A 21,084-nucleotide genomic window follows, 5' to 3' on the forward strand; every position below is an offset into this window, starting at 1 on the left:
GTCTTACCGGTTCTTGCCGAGCAGGCCGAGCGCGGCGCGCAGGGCGGCGGAGGTGTCGGCGGTGGGCTGGTCCGCAAGCACCGCGTCGATCGCCTGATCGGCCTGCTTGGCGGCGAAACCGAGGCCGACTAGCGCCTCGGCGACCTGATCGCGCACCGGCGTGCCCACCGCGGCGGACGCCGATCCTGGCGGACCGGCAGGCACCGGAACAAGATTCACCTTGTCCCGCAGTTCCACCACCATGCGCTCGGCGCCGCGCTTGCCGATGCCGGGCACCCGGGTCAGCGCCGCCACGTTGCTCTCGGCCAGCGCTTTGCGCAGCGCCTCGGGCTCGAGAACGGCCAGCACGGCCATGGCGAGGCGGGGGCCGACGCCGGAGACGGTTTGCAGCAGGCCGAACAGGTCGCGGGCCTCGGTGTCGGCGAAACCGTAGAGCGTCATCGAGTCCTCGCGGACGATCATCGCGGTGTAGAGCCGGATCTCCTCGCCACGGGTCAGCCCGGCCAGCGTGGACGGGGTGGCGTTGAGCCGGTAGCCGACGCCGGCCGCCTCGATCACCGCGTGGTCGAGGGCGATTTCCAGCACTTCACCGCGTACCGACGCGATCACCCGCGCACCGCCTTCCGTTGTTCGGCCAGCCGTTCGATGTACCGGCGCTGCGCCGCGGCCGCCTTGGCCTCCGCCGCGGCCATCCGCTCCAGCAGCGGCGCCCGCCAACAATGGCAGATCGCCAGCGCCAGCGCATCCGCCGCGTCCGCCGGTTTCGGCGCGGTCGCCAGGCCGAGGATACGGGTGACCATCGCGGTGACCTGCTTCTTGTCCGCGGCGCCGTTGCCGGTGACCGCGGCCTTGACCTCGCTGGGCGTGTGGAAGGCGACCGGGATCCCCCGGCGCGCCGCGGCCAGCGCGATCACTCCGCCCGCCTGCGCGGTGCCCATGGCGGTACGGACATTGTGCTGGGCGAAGACGCGTTCGATCGCGACGGCCCCCGGCTTGTGGGTGTCCATCCAGCGCTCGGCGGCGTCGGCCACCGCCAGCAGGCGCCGGGCCAGATCCATGTCACCGGGAGTGCGGACCACGTCGACGTCCACGGCGGTGACCTTCCGGCCCGACCCGCCGTCGACGATGCTGAGGCCACATCGGGTGAGTCCGGGGTCGACGCCCATCACCCGCACGACAACCCCTCTCCCGGACACGAACAATTGTTCGAGAGTCTAGCGGAGGCTTGCTCTTTCGCCGTCCCCGACACGACGGGCTATCCGCCGAGGGCCGTCGCTTCCCCTGAGGGGCCCGGCAATCCCAGCAACTGCGGATTACTCGCGCGCGCCGCCCACTGCCGCGCGGGATCGGCGACCAGGCGGCGGGCGCCCAGATCGAGCAAGCCGCTGACGTTGGTCACCGTAGCGGCGACCACCCCGTCGGCCCGGGTCAGGACGTGCTCGACCCGATAGGTCTTGCCCTGCCCCCACTGCCAGGCACACGACACGTCCACGGTGTCGCCACCGCGAAGTTCACGCTGGAAGCGAAGTACGGTCTCCAAATTGACCGGCCCGAGGCCCGACGCGATCAGCTCGTCGACCGAGACGCCCGCCGCCTGGACGCACGCGAAACGCGCATGGTCGGCGAATTGGTGGTAGGCCGCGCCGGTGACGTGCAATTGCGGGTCCAGGTCGGACACCCGGACTTCGATGCGGGTACTGAACGACACGGGCCGACTATGCCAGCGGGCACCGACAAGTTCGCCGCACCGACGGGACGCATGCGCTCGCACGGGCACCCGCCCGTCCGGATACCGGAAGGCCCAGAGAGGATGAGCGATCATTCCGCAGCGCGCACTCGCCACGCGGGCCTCGAATCGGCCGGTGAGGCGGTCGGCTTCGCTCCTGCGCCGCCTACGCTCCGGCCTGCCGGACGAACGCGGCATGAGCGTGCTCGTCGAAGAGCACGAACCGGACTTGCGCGACCGCCGTCTCGGTCGTCCGGACCGTGTCGACGGCGACGCGAGCGCCCTCGTCCATCGGCCAGCCGAAGATGCCGGTGGAGATCGCCGGGAACGCGACCGTCCGCGCTCCCAATTCGTCCGCCACGCGCAAGGATTCCCGATAGCACGAGGCCAGCAGGGCGGAGCGGTCCTCGGTGGCCGACCACACGGGCCCGACGGTGTGGATGACCCACCGCGCGGGCAGGCGACCCGCCGTGGTGGCAACAGCCGCACCGGTCGGCAGGCCCGCGCCGTATCGGGACGCGCGCAACCGGCGGCACTCCGCCAGGATCTCCGGCCCACCGCGCCGGTGGATCGCGCCGTCGACTCCCCCGCCACCGAGCAGCGACGAGTTCGCCGCGTTCACCACGGCGTCGACTTCCTGTTCGGTGATGTCACCGCGCACCAGGACCAGTTCGACCATGCTTCGCATTCTGCCCTCGCCACGGGCAGGCGACACACCACCGCGGGTGGCACGCTCATCCAGGCGGATGCCGACCGTGCCCGCAGGCGCGCGGATCACGCCACGATCGTCTCGCTCCCCGGCGCCGCGGCACGCGCGCGAAACGTTCGCCGGTAGGCCTGTGGCGACACGCCGATCGCCTCGGTCAGGTGCTGGCGCAGCGAGGTCCCGGTGGCGAAGCCGACCTCGCCCGCGATGCGATCGACGGTCAGATCGGTGGTCTCCAGCAGATGCCTGGCACGGAAGACGCGCTGCTGGATCAGCCAGCGCCCCGGGCTCATACCGACCTCGTCGCGGAAGCGCCGGGCGAAGGTTCGCTTGCTCATCCGTGCCCGGATCGCCAATTCGTCGACCGTCAGCGGACAGCGCAGGTTCTCCAGCGCCCATTGCCGGGCCGCGGCGGTCCCGGCCGACGTCGCGGGCGGCACCGGCTGCTCGATGTACTGCGCTTGGCCGCCGTCGCGCCAGGGCGGTACGACACAGCGCCTGGCCACCGCGTTCGCGACGGCACTGCCGTGATCGCGCCGGACCAGGTGCAGGCACACGTCCAGCCCCGCAGCCGCACCCGCCGAGGTGAGGACGTCCCCGTCGTCCACGTAGAGCACGTCGGGATCGAGGCGCACGCGGGGGAAGGTGCGCCGGAACAGGTCCGCTCGATGCCAGTGCGTGGTGGCCGGGCGCCCGTCGAGCAGTCCCGCGGCCGCGGCGACGAAAGCGCCGGTGCAGATCGCGACGATTCTGGCCCCGGGCCGGATCTGCGCCAACGCGTCGAGCACCGGCTGCGGCAACGTGCCTGTGAGTGACGTCGCGATATCGCAGGCGGGCAGCACGACGGTGTCGGCATTGCGCAGCGCCCGGCTGTCGTGCGCGACCGTGATGGCGAAATCGGCGGCGCTGCGCACCGGACGCCCGTCCACCGAGCAGGTGCGCACCTCGTATCTGCCTGCGGCGCTACCGAACACCCGCGTGGGGATGCCCAGCTCGAACGGATACACCCCGTCCAACGCCAGCACGACCACCCGATGGGGTGCGGCCACCTCAGTCATGGCACGATCATATCGAAGAATGGCAATCGTGCCATTTCGTGCACCGTCCGCCCCCGGCAGGCTGACAGTCGTGACCGATATCGACAGCACCGCGACAATGCGCGCGATCAGCCAGCACACCATCGGCGGGCCCGAGGTGCTCACCGAAGCCCAACTCCCGCAACCGGTTCCGGGCCCCGGCCAGATCCTGGTCCGCGTACGCGCGGCCGGACTGAACCCGACCGATTGGCGCCATCGCGCCACCGCGGGACTGTTCCTGCCCGCGCCACCGTTCGTCCTGGGCTGGGACGTCTCGGGTGAGGTCGCGGCCACCGGCATCGGCGTCACCTTGTTCCACCCCGGCGACGAGGTCTTCGGCATGCTCCCCTATCCGCACGGCCACGGCTCCTGCGCCGAATACGTGGTCGGTCCCGCCCGCGCGTTCGCGCGCAAACCGGCCGCCCTCGACCACACACAGGCGGCGGCGATCCCGCTCGCCGCGCTCACCGCCTGGCAGGCGCTGGTCGAGACGGCGGGCCTGACAGCCGGGCAACGCGTGCTGATCCACGCGGCCGCGGGTGGCGTCGGCCATTTCGCGGTGCAGATCGCGAAGGCGCACGGGGCCTTCGTCATCGGCACGGCAAGCGCGCCCAACCACGCGTTCCTGCGCGGAATCGGCGCCGACGAGGTGATCGACTATCGCGACACCGATGTCGCCGAGGTGGTCCGCGACGTCGACGTGGTCCTGGACTCGATCGACGACGACAACAGCATTCGCGCACTGCGCACCCTGCGCCCCGGCGGCCTGCTGGTGTCGCTGCGAGCCTTCGGCACGGTCGACCTCGCGGCCGAGGCGCAGGCGCGCGGCGTCCGCGCGGTCCGGATGCTGGTGGAACACGATCACGCCGGCATGCACGCCTTGGCCGCGCTCGCCGAATCAGGCGCCCTGCGCCCGACACTGGCGGGAACGTTCCCGCTGTCGGAGGCGGCGAAGGCGCATGCTTTGGGCGACACCGGGCGAACCGTCGGCAAATTAGTCCTCACCGTGCCTTGAAATCTCCCACGATCAGGGCATCGGCGCTTCTACCATCCGAGGATGAGTATTGGTGCGAAAGCTGTCCTCGAAGGCGGGCCGCAAGACTTGCCCACGCGTATCGTCCCGATCACCCCGCCAGGGGTGGAGTTGAAGGTGCCGTTCCGCGGCGGATACGAGCATTTCAAGGTCACCCAGCGCGAACAGGACACCTCCGAAGGACGACTGCGCGTGTACGAGTGGTGCGATCGCACGAAGATCGCGGAATAAGCCCGACCGACCTTCCCCGGCGGCGGTGACGAGCCGACCGGCCGCGAAGTTCCGACCCAATTCGGCGCGGGATGCCATGGACAAAAGCGTAACCAATTGGTTACGCTTTTGTCGTGGATGAGGTAGCAGGCGCGATCGCCGATCCGGTGCGCCGGGAGATCATGGAACTGCTCGTCGGCGCGCGGCGCACCGCCGGGGAGATCGCCGGGCATTTCGCGATCAGCCGCCCCGCCGTCAGCAGACATCTGCGTGTGCTGCGCGAAAGCGGCCTGGTACACGATGAACTCGTCGGCAGAGAACGCTTCTACGTACTCGACACCGGCCCGCTGTCGGCGCTCACCGAGTGGCTCGCGCGGTTCCAGCAGCCGGCCGCATGGGCGCACCACCTCGACGCACTCGAGACCGAGGTCTACCGGACCAGACGCGAGCGTCGTTCCGACGGCCAGGAAACGCCACGGGAGGACACGGCATGAGCGGTCAGGCCCGGAGGCGGGAGCGCAGCGTCACCACGCAGGGCCCCGCACATGCCAAAAGGAAACCGCATGAGCGGTCAGGCCCGGAGGCGGGAGCGCAGCATCACCACGCAGGGCCCCGCACATGCCAAAAGGAAACCGCATGAGCGGTCAGGCCCGGAGGCGGCAGCGCAGCATCACCACGCAGGGCCCCGCACACGCCAGAAAGGAAGTCGCATGACCAAGCCACCCACGGGACGACTGTTTCCCGCCGACGTGGGCAAGGATCTGGTGCTGACCCGCACCTACCGCGCCCCCATCGAGGACGTCTGGGCGAGCGTCACCGAACCCGACCGCACCGCCCGCTGGTTCGGACCGTGGGAGGGCGAAGCGGGACCGGGACGAACGATCAAGGTGCGAATGGTCTTCGAGGACGAGCAGCCGTGGATGCAGATGCGCATCGACGCCTGCGAGCCGCCGCGCCGTCTCGCCGTCTCGGCTGTCGACGACCACGGTTCCTGGCAGCTGGACCTGGCGCTGCGCGAGACGGCGGGGGCCACCGAGCTGCGCTTCACCCACCACCTGCGCACCGACACCGAGATCGCCCAGCTGCCCCACGTCGGACCCGGCTGGGAGTACTACCTGGACATGCTCGGGGCGGCCCGTGCGCAGACCGGCCGCCCCGATTTCGCGCACTACTATCCCGCCATGCAGGACTACTACGCGCGGTTGATCGACTAGTCGTCGAGCTCAGCGAGCACCTCGTCCGAGATATCGACATTGGTGTAGACGTTCTGCACGTCGTCGCTGTCCTCGAGCGCGTCGACGAGTTTGATCACCTTGCGGGCGCCGTCGGCGTCCACCGCGACCGACACCGAGGGCTGGAAGCCGGACTCGGCGGAGTCGTAGTCGATACCGGCGGTCTGCAGCGCGGTACGCACCGCGATCAGATCGCTGGGCTCGCTGATGATCTCGAACGACTCACCGAGGTCGTTGACCTCCTCGGCGCCGGCGTCGAGGACCGCGAGCAGCACGTCGTCCTCGGACAGGCCGTTCTTCTCCAGGGTGACGACACCCTTGCGATGGAACAGGTAGGCCACCGAGCCCGGGTCGGCCATATTGCCGCCGTTGCGCGTCATCGCGACCCGGACCTCACCCGCGGCCCGGTTGCGGTTGTCGGTGAGGCACTCGATCAGCACGGCCACGCCGTTGGGCCCGTAGCCCTCGTACATGATCGTCTGCCAGTCGGCGCCGCCCGCCTCTTCACCGCCGCCGCGCTTGCGCGCGCGTTCGATGTTGTCGTTGGGGACCGACGACTTCTTCGCCTTCTGGATGGCGTCGTACAACGTCGGGTTGCCATCCGGGTCACCGCCACCGGTCCGGGCCGCCACCTCGATGTTCTTGATCAACTTCGCGAACAGCTTGCCGCGCTTCGCGTCGATCGCAGCCTTCTTGTGCTTGGTGGTGGCCCATTTGGAGTGGCCGCTCATTCCCTACTTCCTTCAGGTCGATGGCACGTCTGGTCGTGTGTACGGTACCGGCACGGCCGGGCGGACAACTTCCCCAGCCTACTCGGGCGGCCACGACGTCCGCGCAAAGCGCCCCGGCTACGCGGTCGCCTCGTCTTCGAGCAGCGGGGAGCGCGAGCCGCGGAACGGCCTTCGCCGCACCTCTCAAGCCGCCCGGACCATCTCCACGAACATCCGGTGCACCCGCAGATCGCCGGTCACTTCGGGATGGAACGACGTGGCCAGGACATTGCCCTGCCGCACCGCGACGATCCGGCCCGCGGCGGGACCGTGCGGCACGGTGGCCAGCACCTCGACGCCCTCGCCTGCCCGCTCGACCCACGGCGCCCGGATGAACACCGCGCGCACCGGTCCGTCGGTGAGCCCGGCGAACGGCAGATCGGTCTCGAACGAGTCGACCTGACGGCCGAACGCGTTGCGCCGCACCGTCATATCGATCCCGGACAGGTGCTCGGCGTCCGGGCGGGTGTCGAGCACCTCCGAGGCGAGCAGGATCATGCCCGCGCACGAGCCGAAGGCGGGCATGCCGTCGCGCAGCCGGGCACGCAGCGGCTCCAGCAGCTCGAACACCGTCAGCAGCTTGCTGATCGCGGTCGACTCGCCGCCGGGCAGCACCAGCGCGTCCACCGCGGCGAGCTCCGCCTCGCGCCGGACCAGCACCGGTTCGGCGCCGCAGCGCGCGAGCGCGGCGACGTGCTCCCGGACGTCGCCCTGCAACGCGAGCACGCCGATGGTGGGACGGGACCGGTCCGGTCCTGCGTCGGCGGCGGGTGCGGCGACCGAGGTAGCGTTCACGCCGGAAAGCTTACGAGCCGTACCGATGTGGGCCTGCTCACGGTCGCCCTCCGGCGCACGTCGAGGTCAGTCCTCGCGCAGCGTGCGGATGAGGCCTTCCTGGACCACCGCCGCCACCAGCGTGCCCTCCCGGGTGAAGATCTTTCCGCCGGTCAGCCCGCGGCCGAAGCCGGCCGACGGCGACGACTGGTCGTAGAGCAGCCATTCGTCGGCGCGGAACGGGCGCAGGAACCACATCGCGTGATCGAGCGAGGCGTTCTGGGTCGGCTCGTCGGGATGGACGACCTTCGAGGAACCCAGCAGCGTCATATCGCTCATGTAGGCGAGGGTGCACACGTGCACCAGCGGGTCGTCGGGCAGCAGGTGCCGGTAGCGGAACCACACCTGCTGCTGGGAGACCACGCCGTCGCGGCGGGACACGTTCTCCAGCGGAACCATGCGGATGTCCCAGTGTTCCCATTCGCGCATCGCCCACAGTCGTTCAGGGCTCATCGAGGTGCTGGCGTCGGGCAGATCATCCGGCATCGGAACGTGCGGCATGACGTCCTGGTGCTCCGGCCCCTGGTCACCGACGTGGAACGAGGCCGACATGGTGAAGATCGCGGCGCCGTCCTGGATGCCGGTCACCCGCCGGGTGCAGAACGAGCGGCCGTCCCGGATGCGCTCGACCTGGTAGACCGTCGGTTCCTGCGGATTGCCCGGACGCAGGAAGTACCCGTGCAAGGAGTGCACCTGAAACCGCGGTTCCACCGTCCGCACCGCGGACACGAGCGCCTGGCCGGCAACCTGGCCGCCGAACGTGCGCGGGAGCTGGGTCTTGGTGGACGCGCCACGAAAGATGTCCCGCTCGAGCCGCTCTATCTCCAGCGCCTCTTCGATTGTCGCCATGCGCTGAGATTATCCCGGACCCTCCCTGGGGCGCCGCTCGGCTGCCGGTGAACCCTGGGCAACACCTGCCGCTCCCCCGGCCGACCCGCGAGCGTGATTTGCTGAGATGGACGGGTGCCACGCTTTTCGCCGATCACCCCCGACGGCCTCGTCGAGCTGGTGATCCGCCCCGTCCTGACCGCGGGCTCGCACACGGTGATCGCCGTCGACGGCGCGGACGCCGCCCGACCCGTGGCGCTCGCCGACCGGATCGCCGAGGCGCTGCGCGCGGCGGGGCGGTCCGCCGAGGTGGTCTCCCTGCACGACTACGTGCGCCCCGCCTCGCTGCGCATGGAGTTCGGCCGCACCGACGAGATGTCCTATCGCACAGCGTGGTTCGACTACGCCGCGCTGCGCCGCGAAGTGGTGGACGCGCTGCGGCGGCACGGCCGGTGGCTACCCGCGCTGTGGGACGAAGCCGCCGACCGCTCCGCGCGCGCCGCGATCCGCACGGCGCCGCCCGCGACAACGATCGTTCTCGCGGGCCCGATGCTCGCCGGGCGCGGGCTCGACGCCGATCTGAGCGTCCGCCTGGACCTGTCCGAAGCCGCGCTGCGCCGCAACACCCCACCCGACGCGCACTGGACCATCCCCGCTCTGCTGCGGCACGACGCCGAGAATCCCTGCACCCCAGCCTTCTTCGTGCGTTGGGACCATCCCGATCGCCCGGCACTCAGAGTCGATGAGGTTCGAGAGATTTAAGCTCCCTGTCCTTGCCGGGTCATAGTTGACGTGCCCTGACGGTTCATCACTATTTTTATAGTTAGATGCGCATAGGTATGTATCCATATGTGAATGGGACCGGTCCGCCTCTCCCCCAGGGTTGCCCGGCAGTCAGACCAGCCGATGCCCGCCGTCCACGTGCAGGACGGTTCCGGTGATGAAGGGATTGCGCATCACGCCGAGCATCGCGTGCGCGATATCGGAGGGTTGTCCGATGCGGCCGACGGGCAGGCGTGCGGCCAGCTGCTGGTGACGTTCGGTCTTCGCGGCGCCCGCGATGGTGTCCCAGATCGGGGTGTCCACCCATCCCGGTGAGACCACGTTGACGCGAACCGGACCGAGTTCCAGCGCCAACGCGTAGGCCAGCGAGGCCAGGGCGCCGTTGACGGCCGCCACCACGGCGCCACCCGGCGCGGGCCGGTAAGCCGCGACGCCGGAGGTGAAGGTGAGCGAACCACCGGGCACGATCCGGGCGTGCTTGGCGAGCAGAGTTGGGCCGATCAGCTTGGCGGAGATCAGGTTTCGGGCCGCGTCGGCGTCGAACTCGGCCACCGGCCGATAGGCGCCGGTGACGTCGGCCGCGGTGGTGACGACATGGCCGACCGGCTCGAGGGCCGCGAACAAGCGTTCGAGGTCGGCTTCGCGGGTGATGTCCGCGACCACCGAACGCACCGCCCCCGGCTGCGCGGACAGGGTGCGCTCGGCCGCGGCGAGCCGGTCGGCGGACCGGCCCGCGATCGTGACCTCGGCGCCGTCGGCGATCAGCGCGGCCGCCAGGGCCAGTCCCATGCCGGAGCTGCCGCCCACGATGACGACGCGTTCCGGTGCCGTGCTGTTTGCTGTCATGACTCCAGCCGACCATCGCGGTGGTCGAGTGTCCATGTCGCGCTGCCGAACACGCGTTAGCCGGGAACTGACGCCGCAGGCAGCGGACCGATCCGGCCCGGCGACCGGGCGATGGCGGGCTCGGCGCAGCCACGCCTCATCGCCCGGCGCGCCGGGCAGGCTCCGGCACTCAGGCGGCGCAGGCCGGGGATTGCTGGTTCAGGTTGGCCAGCGCCTGGCAGGCCCAAGTCTTCTGGACCTTCCACTTGCCGTCCTCCAGGACGAACGGAACGTCGACCTGGCTCTCCTGCCCGTTGACAGTGAACTTGGCCTGCGCGGTGACACTGTCACCGAAGGCGGTCACTCCCGTGACCACTGCCGTGGCGTTGGCCTGCCGGAAGGCTTCGGCCAAGCGGTTGGGCAAGCCGGGGTCGGCTTGGATGCCCTGCACGGAGTCGAGCTTCTGCTCGTTCGGCACCGTGGGATCGAGGGCCTTCTGCAACAGGGCGTTGAGCTCGTCGACGGTGGGCGGGGCAGGCATGGTCGCGGTGGCCGCGGCGCCGGTCGTGGTGCGGGTCGATTTGGGCGAGTCGCTCGTGTCGTCGCCGCCGCATGCGGCGAGGCTCAGGGCGGCCACCATGGCCAGGCCGGCGACTGCGAGGCGTCCGGTTCTGCGAAGCTTCAACTGTTCGTCCTTTGCGCTCGGATCGTTCCGACGGTGGGAGGGCGCGCAATGGCCGGGGCGGCCATCGAATGGCGAAGCTACTGAGCGTGATTGTGAAAACCATGAGACGGCCTTCTGGCCGCTGTAAGAGTTGAACCTAGCACCGAAAACGGTCCGGGCGGTCTATTCCGCCGACAGGTCGCCCGTGACGGCGGCGATCAGCGCGGCGACGGCCGGATCGCGTACGGCCGCCCGCCACGCGATCGCGTAGGTGACCACCAGCGGTGCGCCGCGCAGCGGCCGCCAGACCAGGCCGGGCAGTCCGTCCACGCGTGCGGAGCTGAGCCCGATCACGTCGGGCCGCGACGGCAGTACCGCGAGCATCTGCGCATGCCCCATCGCGCTCTCGCTGAGCCGTACCCGGCCGCCGTGACCGGTCAGCGTGCGCAACAACCAGTCGTGCAGGCCCGCAGCGGATTCACGGGCGAACAAGATCAGCTCCAGATCGCTGAGATCGGCCGGGTCGAGCAGCGTCCCACGCGCGAGCGGATGCCGCGCGGACATCACCACCCCCAGCTCCTCGCGGGCGACCGGACGTTGCGCGAAACGGCCGGGCAGGTGCACCGGTGTGCGGACCAGCGCGAGATCGACTTCGTCGTCATCGAGCATGCGCACCTGATCGGCCGTGGTCCCGCCGGTGAGCACCATCCTGGCGCCGGGCAGCTCGCCGGTGACCAGGTCGCCGATGCGCGCGGGCAGCCGAGGCGGAACGCCGTTCAGCAGCCCGAGGCGCAGCACCGGGGCGTCGGCGGCCGCAGCGCGCTTGGTCTCTCTGATCGCCTCGTCCATCGCGCGCAGCACGTTCTTGCCGGAGCGCAGCAGCGCCGCACCCGCCGCCGTCAGCTCCACCCGCGGCTCCCGGACCAGCAGCGGGCCGCCCAGTTCCCGCTCCAGCGCCTTGATCTGCTGACTGAGGGTGGGCGTCGAGATGAACAATCGCTGCGCGGCCCGGCGGAAGTGCAGCTCCTCCGCCAGGACCACGAAGTACCGCAGCTGCCGCAACTCCACGCGGCAGACGCTACCGGCCCGCGCTCACCAGCCGCGCTCGGCCAGGCGGTGCGGCTGGGCGATCTCCTCGACGTTGATGCCGACCATGGCCTCGCCCAGACCGCGCGACACCTTGGCCAGCACGTCCGGGTCGTCGTAGAAGGTGGTGGCCTTGACGATGGCGGCGGCGCGCTGAGCCGGGTTGCCGGACTTGAAGATGCCCGACCCCACGAACACGCCCTCGGCGCCGAGCTGCATCATCATCGCCGCGTCGGCGGGGGTGGCGATGCCGCCCGCGGTGAACAGCACGACCGGCAGCTTGCCGGTCTCGGCGATCTCGCGAACCAGCTCGTAGGGCGCCTGCAGCTCCTTCGCGGCGACGAACAGCTCGTCCTCGGGCAGCGACGACAGCCTGCGGATCTCCTGGCGAATCTTGCGCATGTGCGTCGTCGCGTTGGACACGTCGCCGGTGCCCGCCTCGCCCTTGGAGCGAATCATGGCCGCGCCCTCGGTGATCCGGCGCAGCGCCTCGCCCAGGTTGGTGGCGCCGCAGACGAACGGCACGGTGAAGTTCCACTTGTCGATGTGGTTGGCGTAGTCGGCCGGGGTGAGCACCTCGGACTCGTCGATGTAGTCGACGCCGAGGCTCTGCAGGATCTGCGCCTCCACGAAGTGGCCGATGCGAGCCTTGGCCATGACCGGGATCGAGACCGCGGAAATGATGCCGTCGATCATGTCCGGGTCGCTCATCCGGGACACGCCGCCCTGGGCACGGATGTCCGCGGGAACGCGCTCGAGCGCCATCACCGCGACCGCGCCCGCGTCCTCGGCGATCTTGGCCTGCTCGGGCGTGACGACGTCCATGATCACCCCACCCTTGAGCATCTCGGCCATGCCGCGCTTCACGCGGGCGGTGCCGACGGTCTGGGTGGTCTCGGGGGTGGTCACGGCAAACTCCTCCAGCATGTGCGCCATTCGGTCGCTCGGATGCGAACGCCACGATTCTAGGCGGCCGCAAAAGGCCACTTGATAGCCAGTTGAAGTGCACTGGCCTGGTGTGATCTCGGTTATGGCGCACTAGGCCGGGAAGGCGCGGCGATCGTGCCGTCCCGGCGCGGTACTGGACTGCCCGGCCGTTGCCGGGCGCCGGGTCACAGCGGGCCGACCACCAGCAACGTCGCCCAGTACTCCGCGGCCGCGGGACCGATCAGCGGCAACAGGAAATCGAACAGCAGGTACGACATGAACCAACTACCTCCACAACCGAGCGGGAACGGCCCCGCTGTCAGCAGGACCACGACGCCGAATCGCATGCGTCCCTGTCAGCACTACCCTCCGGCGCCCTGAATCATCGCGACGCTATCACGATCGTGAAACACATCACACCCGTTCGGCGGCCGGTCAGCGGATGGAGCGGACCTCCGGGTCAGCGGTGCCAGACGCCGCCTCGGCCGCTTCGGCGAGCAGTTCGTCCAGGTGATACGGGTAGACGGTTTCGCCCGAGCGGTCCAGCGCGACGATGTCGGCCGCGGTGCACCACTTGTTTCCGGTGATGGAGCGACGCTCGATCACGGTCTGGTTCGCCGCGTGCGGTTCGAAACCACGCACCCGCAGGGCGAAGAACAGCTCTTCGGACCGGATCAGGTCGCCGTTGAAGGGAAACACCGCGACCCGTCGCCAGATCGGACCACGCAGATCGGCCGGATCCGCACGGTACCCGGTCTCCTCGTACAGTTCGCGCACCGCCGCCACGCGCAGGCTCTCCCCCGGCTCGACGCCGCCGCCGACGGTGAACCAGAACGACACGTCCGGCGTCTTCGGGTCGTTGCCGCGCATCAGCAGAGTCCGGTCGTTCTCGTCGAACAGCACGATGCGCGCGGTGGTGCGGATGGTGTCGACCGCGAGGCCGGTGGAGGCCGCCGGGGTGGCACGCTCGGTGATCTCGAAGTAGGACGGCAGCGGGGCGGTACCGCCCAGGTGAAGGATCCGGACCGGGCGCCGCGTGCGCAGCGCCAGCGTGTCGCGCACCGCGTCGTTGTGGAAGCGGCGGGCGATCAGCACCCTCGCCTCGGCGTCGGCCAGTTCGGCGACCAGTTGCGGACGGAGCGTGCCGATGTCCACCGCCGACAGCGCGGAGGACAACCGGTTCTCCACGGTCTCCCGCTCGGCGCGACCGGCGCGCTCGGCCCGGTCCGCCAGCGACGACAGCTGTCTGGCCTGCTCCGACAGGGCCGGATCGGACACCGGACCGGCGATCGCCATGGCGACCGCCCTGGCCACCACCGCCCGCCGCGCCAGCGCCGCGTCGAGCGCCTGCCAGGACTGGTCGGAGCGCACGTGCAGCCGGTCGAGCCGGTTGGCGGTGGAGTACGCCCACAGACCGATCGCGACGACCACCGCGGCGATCAGCGCGAGAACGAGAACGGTCGTCGCGGAGAAGGTGATCATCCGGCGGCCCGCACTCGCGTGTCGCCGACGGTCACCGTCTCGTAGACGCGCAGGATCTGTTCGGCCACCACCGGCCAGTCGTACTCCCCGACCACCTGCGTCGCGGTGTGCACCAGCGCCTCCCTGCGCACCTCGTCGGTGAGCACGGTGTGCAGCGCGGCGGCCAGGGCCGCCGAATCGCCGACCGGGACCAGCATGCCCGCCGTACCGTCGCGCAGCACTCGGCGGAAGGCGTCCAGTTCGCTGGCCACGACCGCGGTGCCCGCGGCCATCGCCTCGATCAGGATGATGCCGAAACTCTCCCCGCCGAGGTTGGGCGCGACGTACACGTCCGCGCTCCGCATCGCCGAAGCCTTCTCCTCGTCGGATACCTGGCCGAGGAAGCGCAGGTGACCGGACAGCTTGCCCGTTTCACGGCGCAAACGTTCCTCGTCGCCGCGGCCGACGATGAGGATCTCGACGTCGGGATGCCTGCGCACCAGATCGGGAAGCGCGCCCAGCAGCACCTCCATGCCCTTGCGCGGCTCGTCGTAGCGTCCGAGGAACAGCACCGTCCCGCCGGGGCGCGGATAGCCGGGCAGCATGGGCGCGCGGGCGAACGCCGGGACGTCCACGCCGTTGGGGATCTCCACCGCGTCCGAGCCAAGCGCCTCGACCTGCCAGCGCCGCGCCAGCTCGGAGACGGCGATGCGGCCCGCGATCTTCTCGTGGTACGGCCGCAGCACCCCCTGAAAAGTGCTCAGCACCAATGATTTCGTCGTCGAGGTGTGGAAAGTCGCGACGATCGGGCCCTCGGCGATCTTCAGCGCGAGCATCGACAGGCTCGGCGCGTTCGGCTCGTGGATGTGCAGCACGTCGAAATCGTTGCCGTCGATCCAGCGGCGAATTCTGGTGTAGGCCATGGGTCCGAAGGACAGCCGGGCCACCGACCCGTTGTACGGGATGGCCACCGCGCGGCCCGCCGACACCACGAACTCCGGCAGCGGGGTTCCGTCGGACGCCGGCGCGAGCACACTCACCTTGTGCCCGCGTTCGTTGAACACCCGCGCCAGCTCGACGACATGCGCCTGCACCCCGCCGGGGACGTCGAACGAATAGGGGCAGACCATGCCGATCTTCATGGCGATACGTCTCCCTGCTCGGCCGCGAGGCTCGCCTGTGCGGTGGCGATCATGGCGCGCCGCTGGGGCGAGAGATCGCTCTCCCACAATGGTTGCAGCATGTGCCAATCCGCGGGGTGCTCGGCGATATTCGCCGCGAAGCGGTCCGCCAAGGCCTGGGTGGCCGCGACCACCCCACCGGAAACGTCCAGCGGCGCCTCGGTTTTCAGGCCCCAGTTCTCGCGGCCGTCGGCATCCACCTCGAACCACGCGTGCACCGGGATCAACGCGGCCCCGGTCTCGATGGCCAGTTTCGCCGCGCCCGCGGGCATCCAGGTGCGTTCACCGAAGAACTGGACGGGGACGCCCTTGCCGGTGAGGTCGCGTTCGCCCATCAGGCACACGATCTTGTTCTGCCGTAGGCGCGCGGCCAGCTGGACGAACGGCGGTTGCTCGCCACCGGTCAGCGGGAACACCTCGAAGCCGAGGCTTTCCCGGTAGGCGACGAACCGCTCGAACAGCGATTCCGGCTTCAGTCGCTCGGCCACGGTGGAGAAGGCCCCGTAGTGCTGCACCAGCCAGACGCCCGCCATGTCCCAGTTGCCGGAGTGCGGCAGCACGAGCACCACGCCTCGCCCCTCCGCCAGCGCGGCGTCCAGGTACGGCAACCCGTCGACGAAGTAGTCGATCGTGGAATGGTCCATCGTCGGCAGCCGGAATGCCTCCCGCCAGTACCGCGCGTAGGAGCGCATGCTGGCGCTGATCAGCTCGTCCGGCACGTCGGCGGGAAGGACGCCCAGCACCCGCGCCAGATTGCGCCGCAACTGGTTCGGCGCGCCGCCCGCGTGGAATTCCCGGTTGGCGCGACGGGCGACGCGGTCCCCGCCCCACTCGAACAATCGCCGGGCCGTCGACTCCGGCAGCGCGCGCACCAGCCGCCAGCCTGCCGTGTACCCGGCGGCACCGAGCTGCTCGCCGATATTCATCCGCACCCCCGCGCTGCCGCCGGTCGGCGATTCGTCATCACGGATCCCCGGACGCCACCGTCGATCGGTCGGCGTCCGGCACCGGGTGAGATCACGACGGAAGTCCCGTGGCGTCGGTGGTTCCCGCGCTCGGGCGCTGCGGCTGCCCGGCCGGGATCACGGTGCGCGCTCCCGGCGAGTTGCGTACGGCCAGCACCCGCTGGACGACGGTGACGATGCTGAGCACGGCGAGGATCCACATGGCCACGTGCACGGCGTAGGTGAGCCACTCGATCCCCCAGTATCCGCCGATCCCGGTCAACCCGGCGCCCACCAGCACGATGATCAGCCGGTCCGGCCGCTCGATGAGGCCGCCGTCCGCGGACAGCCCGCTGGCCTCGGCGCGCGCCTTGGCGTAGGAGATCACCTGCGAGGCGACCAGGACGACGAGCGTCGCGCCGAACAGCGGCTTGTGCTGCTCATGGAAGACCGCCCACCAGGCCAGGCCGCCGAAGATGGCGCCGTCGGCCAGCCGGTCGCAGGTGGCGTCCAGCACCGCGCCGTACTTCGTGCCGCCGCCGCGCGCCCTGGCCATGGCGCCGTCGAGCATGTCGAACATGACGAACAGCCAGATCACCATGGTTCCCCAGAACAGGTGTCCGGTCGGGAAGAGCGTGACCGCGGCGACGATGGAGGCGGTGGTGCCGATCAACGTCATGGCGTCGGGAGTGAGTCCCGTGCCGACCAGCGCCCGGCCCAGCGGAGCCGTCGCCTTGGCGAACGCCTCGCGGCCGAAGAAGCTCAGCACGGCAGATCCGCCCGGTCGCTCATCTACGCCTCCTTCCAGGCCGCCGACAGCAGCGCCCTGGTCTCGCGCAGCAGCTGCGGCATCACCTTCGCCCCGCCGATGACGGTGATGAAGTTCGCGTCGCCACCCCAGCGCGGCACGATGTGCTGGTGCAGGTGGTCGGCCAGCGACCCGCCCGCCACCCCGCCGAGATTCAGCCCGACATTGAACCCGTGCGGCCGGGACACCTTCTTCATCACCCGGATCGCCTGCTGGGTGAAGGCCATCAATTCGGCGCTCTCCGCCTCGGTGAGGTCCTCCAGGTTCGCCACCTTGCGGTACGGCACCACCATCATGTGTCCCGGGTTGTACGGGTACAGGTTGAGCACGGCGTACACCAGCTCGCCCCGGGCGACGACCAGACCGTCCTCATCGGACATCTTCGGGATGTCGGTGAAGGGATGGCCGGTCGAATCCTTGGGCTCCGTGGCCGCCTCCGCGATGTAGGACATGCGGTACGGCGTCCACAGCCGCAGCAGCCGATCCGGTTCCCCGGCGCCGGTGTCCACGATGCTGCCCGGCTCGGCCGAAGGCGCGGCCTCGTCCAGATCCGCGAGCCCGTCCGGCACCGTACGCTCGGTCATGCCCCACCCTTGCTCGATCGGATCTCGAAACCGTCGGCCGTCGGCGACGCGTTCTCCCGGTGGGCGATCCACGCGACGATGGTGGCCACCGCGTCGTCGACCGGGACACCGTTGACCTGGGTGCCGTCGCGGAAGCGGAAGCTCACGGCGTTCGCGTTCACGTCGCGCTCACCGGCCAGCAGCATGAACGGCACCTTTTGCGCGGTGTTGTTGAAGATCTTCTTCTGCATGCGGTCGTCGCTGCGGTCCACCTGGGCGCGGACGCCCTGGTCCTGCAACCGCTCGATCACCCGATCCAGGTGCGGGGCAAAGGCTTCCGCGACGGGGATGCCGACGACCTGCACGGGCGAGAGCCATGCCGGGAACGCGCCCGCGTAGTGCTCGGTGAGCACGCCGAAGAATCGCTCGATGGAGCCGAACAGGGCGCGGTGGATCATGACCGGCCGCTGCTTGGTGCCGTCGGACGCGGTGTACTCCAGGTCGAAGCGCTCGGGCAGGTTGAAGTCCAACTGGATGGTCGACATCTGCCAGGTGCGGCCCAGCGCGTCCTTGGCCTGCACGGAGATCTTCGGCCCGTAGAAGGCGGCGCCGCCGGGATCGGGCACCAGCTCCAGACCGGAGGCCGAGGCGACCTTGGACAAGGTCTCGGTGGCCTCCTCCCAGATCTCCTCGGAACCGACGAACTTCTTCGGATCCTTGGTGGACAGCTCGAGGTAGAAGTCGTCGAGACCGTAGTCCTTCAGCAGATCCAGCACGAACCGCAGCGTGTCGGTCAACTCGCTGTGCATCTGCTCTTTGGTGCAGTAGATGTGCGCGTCGTCCTGGGTCATGCCACGCACCCGGGTGAGCCCGTGCACCACGCCGGACTTCTCGTAGCGGTAGACCGAGCCGAACTCGAACAGCCGCAACGGCAGTTCCCGATACGACCGGCCCCGGGCACGGAAGATCAGATTGTGCATCGGGCAGTTCATCGGCTTGACGTAGTAGTCCTGGCCGGGCTTGCGGACGGTGCCGTCCTCGTTGAACTCGGCGTCCAGGTGCATCGCGGGGAACATGCCGTCGCGGTACCAGTCCAGGTGGCCGGACACCTCGAACAGGTGCCCCTTGGTGATGTGCGGGGTGTTGACGAACTCGTAGCCCGCCGCCACATGCCTGCGGCGCGAGTACTCCTCGAGTTCCTTGCGGATGATGCCGCCCTTGGGGTGGAACACCGGAAGGCCGGAACCGAGTTCGTCGGGGAAGCTGAACAGATCCAGCTCCAGGCCCAGTTTGCGATGGTCGCGGCGCTCGGCCTCGGCGAGCAGGTGCAGGTGCTCGTCGAGCGCCTCCTGCGATTCCCACGCGGTGCCGTAGACGCGCTGCAGGTCCTCGCGGCTCTGGTCACCGCGCCAGTAGGCCGCCGAGCTGCGGGTCAGTTTGAAGGCCGGGATGAACTTGGTGGTCGGGATGTGCGGGCCGCGGCACAGGTCGCCCCAGATCTTCTCGCCGGTGCGCGGATCCAGGTTGTCGTAGATGGTCAGCTCCTTGCCGCCGACCTCCATGACCTCCGGGTCGTCGATTCCGGACTTGTCGCTGATCAGTTCCAGCTTGAACGGCTCCGCGGCCAACTCGATCCTGGCATCCTCGACCTCGACCACCCGGCGGGAGAACCGCTGCGCGCCCTTGACGATCTTCTTCATCCGGGATTCCAGCTTGGTCAGATCCTCCGGGGTGAACGGCCGCTCGACGCGGAAGTCGTAGTAGAACCCGTCCTTGATGTAGGGGCCGATGCCGAGCTTGGCCTCGGGGAACTCCTGCTGCACCGCCTGTGCGAGCACATGCGCCGCCGAGTGCCGGATGACGTTGCGGCCGTCGTCGGAGTTCGCCGCCACCGGCTCCACGTCGACGTCGGCGTCCGGGATCCAGGACAGGTCCTTGAGCTCGCCGTCGACCCGGACGACGACCACGGTCTCCGGCCCCTTGGTGGGCAGTCCCGCCTCGCGCACCGCGGCGCCCGCCGTCGTCCCGGCCGGCACCCGGACGAGGGCGACAGGACTGATAGGGGCTGAGGTGGTCACGGCTGCGCTCTCCTTGGCGTTTCGTGTGCGGGCTTGGTCCCGCTGGACGGTGGCCGATCGCATGTTCGTCCGGCGCGACCATGCTACTGTCCCGCCACTTCGGCCCGCCCCTCCGGGCTTTGGGCCGTACCGGTTCGGTTGCGCGGGATTTGCGTTCAGGTGGAGCTCGAGTTCGGGCGTACCCGGCGAGTCACCCGTATGCGTACGAATCAGGGCTGACCCGGCACGTCCTCAGCCCTCGGTGGCCAGGTCCGCGAGCAGCGCCGTTCGTTCGGCGGCCGGCCGTTTCGGGCAACTGGTGCACATCTGGCAGCCCGGCACCTCGAACACCAGACAGCAGGAGATGCGCCGCACATAGGTGCGTCCGCCGATCTCGACGAAACGCGGAACCGGGAGCTTGCCGCCGATCTCGGCGGCCAGCCGCGCACCCGCGTCCGGTGATCCGGAGTCCAGCGCACGGTTGCCGATGGCGTCGGCCGCGATCGCCCACAGCGCCGGGACACCGGCGCCGGACACCTCGGCTACCGGCGGGATGACGGTCGCCAACGTCTCGCGCAGCGCCGCCGCGCTGCCGACCCGCGGACCGTCGCCGGGCCGGATGCGCACCCGCTCGACACCGCCGTCGGGGCGCACCTCGCAGTCCAGCCGGTCCAGCGTGGCTTCGGGGGCGTCCCCGTCCTGCGCGTACGCCCGCGCGATCTGCTCCACCAGGGCGGAGGCGACCATGCACCACCACAGGGTGCCCGCGATGCGCAACGACGTGGTCCCCCAGGAGTGGCCCATCTCCGCGATCCGTGCGGACAGCCATTCCGGGTGGGTGAGCGTCCGCCCAGCGACGGTGGTCACCGTTGCAGGGGGCTGCGCAGCCATTCCCATTCGACTCCGATCCAACTACCGACGAGCCCGAAAGTCCCCAAAATCCACAGCGTCGCGACGACCAGCGCGGCGGTGGCGGCCGCCGCGGCCGCCTGCGTGACCGGACCCCGCGCGGAGTACCAGGCCATCAGTTGCCGGTACCGGTCCCGCAGCCAGGCCAATGCCGCACGCGCCCAGGCGAATTCGGTGGCGAGGATGCCGAGGCCCGCGAACACGATCGCCCAGCCGGGACCGGGATAGGGGATCGCGAGGACACCGACCGCGAGCACAGCGACACCGACCACCGCGACCACGATCCGGTAGACGCGATACAGCGTAGGTCGGCGTTCGAGCCCGGCGTGGAAGGCGCGCCAGCGGGTCGGCCGATCGGCCGAGCTCGTTTCCAGGTCTGCGGTCACGTTCCCAGAGTACGAGCTGTCCGGCGCACCGAATTGTGGTCCCGCGCCCCCGGACGCGACGATCCCGCCCGGGCG

General features: G+C 69.8%; 26 protein-coding genes. 5 read left to right on the forward strand and 21 right to left on the reverse strand.

Going from position 1 to position 21,084, the window contains the following annotated elements:
- Window positions 1-3 precede the first annotated feature (3 nt).
- The 5 genes from ruvA to IU450_RS07220 all read right to left on the reverse strand — a co-directional run bounded on the left by ruvA (window position 4) and on the right by IU450_RS07220 (window position 3,481).
- Complete coding sequence (gene ruvA, locus IU450_RS07200) at window positions 4-609, reverse strand: Holliday junction branch migration protein RuvA (protein ID WP_195148997.1); 606 nt, start codon at window positions 607-609, stop codon at window positions 4-6.
- Entirely contained in the window at window positions 606-1,175 is a 570-nt protein-coding gene (gene ruvC / locus IU450_RS07205) for a crossover junction endodeoxyribonuclease RuvC (protein WP_195149563.1), read from the reverse strand. The genes ruvA and ruvC overlap by 4 nt, the downstream gene beginning before the upstream one ends.
- Window positions 1,176-1,255: 80 nt before the next feature.
- Window positions 1,256-1,708 (reverse strand): acyl-CoA thioesterase, encoded by a 453-nt coding sequence (locus IU450_RS07210; RefSeq protein WP_195148998.1) that lies wholly within the window; start codon window positions 1,706-1,708, stop codon window positions 1,256-1,258.
- A gap of 184 nt (window positions 1,709-1,892) precedes the next feature.
- The gene (locus IU450_RS07215) at window positions 1,893-2,405 is read right to left on the reverse strand and encodes an O-acetyl-ADP-ribose deacetylase (protein WP_195148999.1); all 513 of its coding nucleotides are present in this window, start codon (window positions 2,403-2,405) and stop codon (window positions 1,893-1,895) included.
- A gap of 95 nt (window positions 2,406-2,500) precedes the next feature.
- A complete protein-coding gene (locus IU450_RS07220; protein ID WP_416382854.1) occupies window positions 2,501-3,481 on the reverse strand; it encodes a GlxA family transcriptional regulator in 981 nt (326 codons plus the stop codon).
- A 106-nt stretch (window positions 3,482-3,587) separates the two neighbouring features.
- On the opposite strand from IU450_RS07220, the gene IU450_RS07225 reads away from it, so the two are divergent.
- The 4 genes from IU450_RS07225 to IU450_RS07240 all read left to right on the forward strand — a co-directional run bounded on the left by IU450_RS07225 (window position 3,588) and on the right by IU450_RS07240 (window position 5,965).
- Window positions 3,588-4,523: an NADP-dependent oxidoreductase gene (locus IU450_RS07225; RefSeq protein WP_195149564.1), complete on the forward strand. Its 936-nt coding sequence runs from the start codon at window positions 3,588-3,590 to the stop codon at window positions 4,521-4,523.
- Between the two features lie 42 nt (window positions 4,524-4,565).
- Window positions 4,566-4,772: a DUF5988 family protein gene (locus IU450_RS07230; RefSeq protein WP_043694250.1), complete on the forward strand. Its 207-nt coding sequence runs from the start codon at window positions 4,566-4,568 to the stop codon at window positions 4,770-4,772.
- Window positions 4,773-4,885: 113 nt separating this feature from the next.
- Window positions 4,886-5,245 (forward strand): metalloregulator ArsR/SmtB family transcription factor, encoded by a 360-nt coding sequence (locus tag IU450_RS07235; RefSeq protein WP_195149001.1) that lies wholly within the window; start codon window positions 4,886-4,888, stop codon window positions 5,243-5,245.
- Window positions 5,246-5,461: 216 nt separating this feature from the next.
- Complete coding sequence (locus tag IU450_RS07240) at window positions 5,462-5,965, forward strand: SRPBCC family protein (protein WP_195149002.1); 504 nt, start codon at window positions 5,462-5,464, stop codon at window positions 5,963-5,965.
- Here IU450_RS07240 and IU450_RS07245 read toward each other — a convergent pair.
- The 3 genes from IU450_RS07245 to IU450_RS07255 form a co-directional block, all read right to left on the reverse strand.
- The gene (locus IU450_RS07245) at window positions 5,962-6,714 is read right to left on the reverse strand and encodes a YebC/PmpR family DNA-binding transcriptional regulator (protein ID WP_195149003.1); all 753 of its coding nucleotides are present in this window, start codon (window positions 6,712-6,714) and stop codon (window positions 5,962-5,964) included. The two genes, IU450_RS07240 and IU450_RS07245, sit on opposite strands and share 4 nt — an antisense overlap.
- A gap of 183 nt (window positions 6,715-6,897) precedes the next feature.
- Entirely contained in the window at window positions 6,898-7,548 is a 651-nt protein-coding gene (gene pdxT / locus IU450_RS07250) for a pyridoxal 5'-phosphate synthase glutaminase subunit PdxT (protein WP_195149004.1), read from the reverse strand.
- A gap of 66 nt (window positions 7,549-7,614) precedes the next feature.
- Complete coding sequence (locus IU450_RS07255; RefSeq protein WP_195149005.1) at window positions 7,615-8,436, reverse strand: acyl-CoA thioesterase; 822 nt, start codon at window positions 8,434-8,436, stop codon at window positions 7,615-7,617.
- A gap of 114 nt (window positions 8,437-8,550) precedes the next feature.
- Between IU450_RS07255 and IU450_RS07260 the strand changes: the two genes are divergently transcribed.
- Window positions 8,551-9,177: a hypothetical protein gene (locus IU450_RS07260; RefSeq protein WP_195149006.1), complete on the forward strand. Its 627-nt coding sequence runs from the start codon at window positions 8,551-8,553 to the stop codon at window positions 9,175-9,177.
- Window positions 9,178-9,309: 132 nt separating this feature from the next.
- Here the strand turns inward: IU450_RS07260 and IU450_RS07265 are convergent, their stop codons facing one another.
- The 13 genes from IU450_RS07265 to IU450_RS07325 form a co-directional block, all read right to left on the reverse strand.
- Window positions 9,310-10,044 carry an SDR family oxidoreductase gene (locus IU450_RS07265; RefSeq protein ID WP_195149007.1) on the reverse strand — a complete coding sequence of 245 codons (735 nt, stop codon included), beginning with the start codon at window positions 10,042-10,044 and terminating at the stop codon, window positions 9,310-9,312.
- Window positions 10,045-10,213: 169 nt separating this feature from the next.
- Entirely contained in the window at window positions 10,214-10,708 is a 495-nt protein-coding gene (locus IU450_RS07270) for a hypothetical protein (RefSeq protein ID WP_195149008.1), read from the reverse strand.
- A gap of 162 nt (window positions 10,709-10,870) precedes the next feature.
- Entirely contained in the window at window positions 10,871-11,755 is an 885-nt protein-coding gene (locus IU450_RS07275; RefSeq protein ID WP_195149009.1) for a LysR family transcriptional regulator, read from the reverse strand.
- Window positions 11,756-11,779: 24 nt separating this feature from the next.
- Window positions 11,780-12,700, reverse strand: coding sequence for a pyridoxal 5'-phosphate synthase lyase subunit PdxS (pdxS, locus tag IU450_RS07280; protein WP_195149010.1), 921 nt, complete (start codon window positions 12,698-12,700; stop codon window positions 11,780-11,782).
- 185 nt (window positions 12,701-12,885) lie between these two features.
- Window positions 12,886-13,047: a hypothetical protein gene (locus IU450_RS07285; protein ID WP_181722152.1), complete on the reverse strand. Its 162-nt coding sequence runs from the start codon at window positions 13,045-13,047 to the stop codon at window positions 12,886-12,888.
- Between the two features lie 88 nt (window positions 13,048-13,135).
- Window positions 13,136-14,179, reverse strand: a complete 1,044-nt coding sequence (locus tag IU450_RS07290) for an NUDIX hydrolase (RefSeq protein WP_195149565.1) — start codon at window positions 14,177-14,179, stop codon at window positions 13,136-13,138.
- A complete protein-coding gene (locus tag IU450_RS07295; RefSeq protein ID WP_195149011.1) occupies window positions 14,179-15,303 on the reverse strand; it encodes a glycosyltransferase family 4 protein in 1,125 nt (374 codons plus the stop codon). The genes IU450_RS07290 and IU450_RS07295 overlap by 1 nt, the downstream gene beginning before the upstream one ends.
- Entirely contained in the window at window positions 15,300-16,268 is a 969-nt protein-coding gene (locus IU450_RS07300; protein ID WP_195149012.1) for a phosphatidylinositol mannoside acyltransferase, read from the reverse strand. The genes IU450_RS07295 and IU450_RS07300 overlap by 4 nt, the downstream gene beginning before the upstream one ends.
- Before the next feature lie 91 nt (window positions 16,269-16,359).
- Complete coding sequence (gene pgsA, locus IU450_RS07305; RefSeq protein ID WP_195149013.1) at window positions 16,360-17,055, reverse strand: phosphatidylinositol phosphate synthase; 696 nt, start codon at window positions 17,053-17,055, stop codon at window positions 16,360-16,362.
- Window positions 17,056-17,078: 23 nt separating this feature from the next.
- Complete coding sequence (locus IU450_RS07310; protein ID WP_228781989.1) at window positions 17,079-17,678, reverse strand: HIT family protein; 600 nt, start codon at window positions 17,676-17,678, stop codon at window positions 17,079-17,081.
- A complete protein-coding gene (thrS, locus tag IU450_RS07315; RefSeq protein WP_195149014.1) occupies window positions 17,675-19,735 on the reverse strand; it encodes a threonine--tRNA ligase in 2,061 nt (686 codons plus the stop codon). Before thrS ends, IU450_RS07310 begins: the two co-directional genes overlap by 4 nt.
- A 231-nt stretch (window positions 19,736-19,966) precedes the next feature.
- Entirely contained in the window at window positions 19,967-20,581 is a 615-nt protein-coding gene (locus tag IU450_RS07320) for a (2Fe-2S)-binding protein (RefSeq protein WP_324197574.1), read from the reverse strand.
- On the reverse strand, window positions 20,578-21,009 hold the full coding sequence (locus IU450_RS07325; RefSeq protein ID WP_195149016.1) for a TIGR02611 family protein: 432 nt from the start codon (window positions 21,007-21,009) through the stop codon (window positions 20,578-20,580). The genes IU450_RS07320 and IU450_RS07325 overlap by 4 nt, the downstream gene beginning before the upstream one ends.
- Between the last annotated feature and the right edge of the window lie 75 nt (window positions 21,010-21,084).

Source organism: Nocardia abscessus, assembly GCF_015477775.1.
Taxonomy (GTDB): domain Bacteria; phylum Actinomycetota; class Actinomycetes; order Mycobacteriales; family Mycobacteriaceae; genus Nocardia; species Nocardia abscessus_A.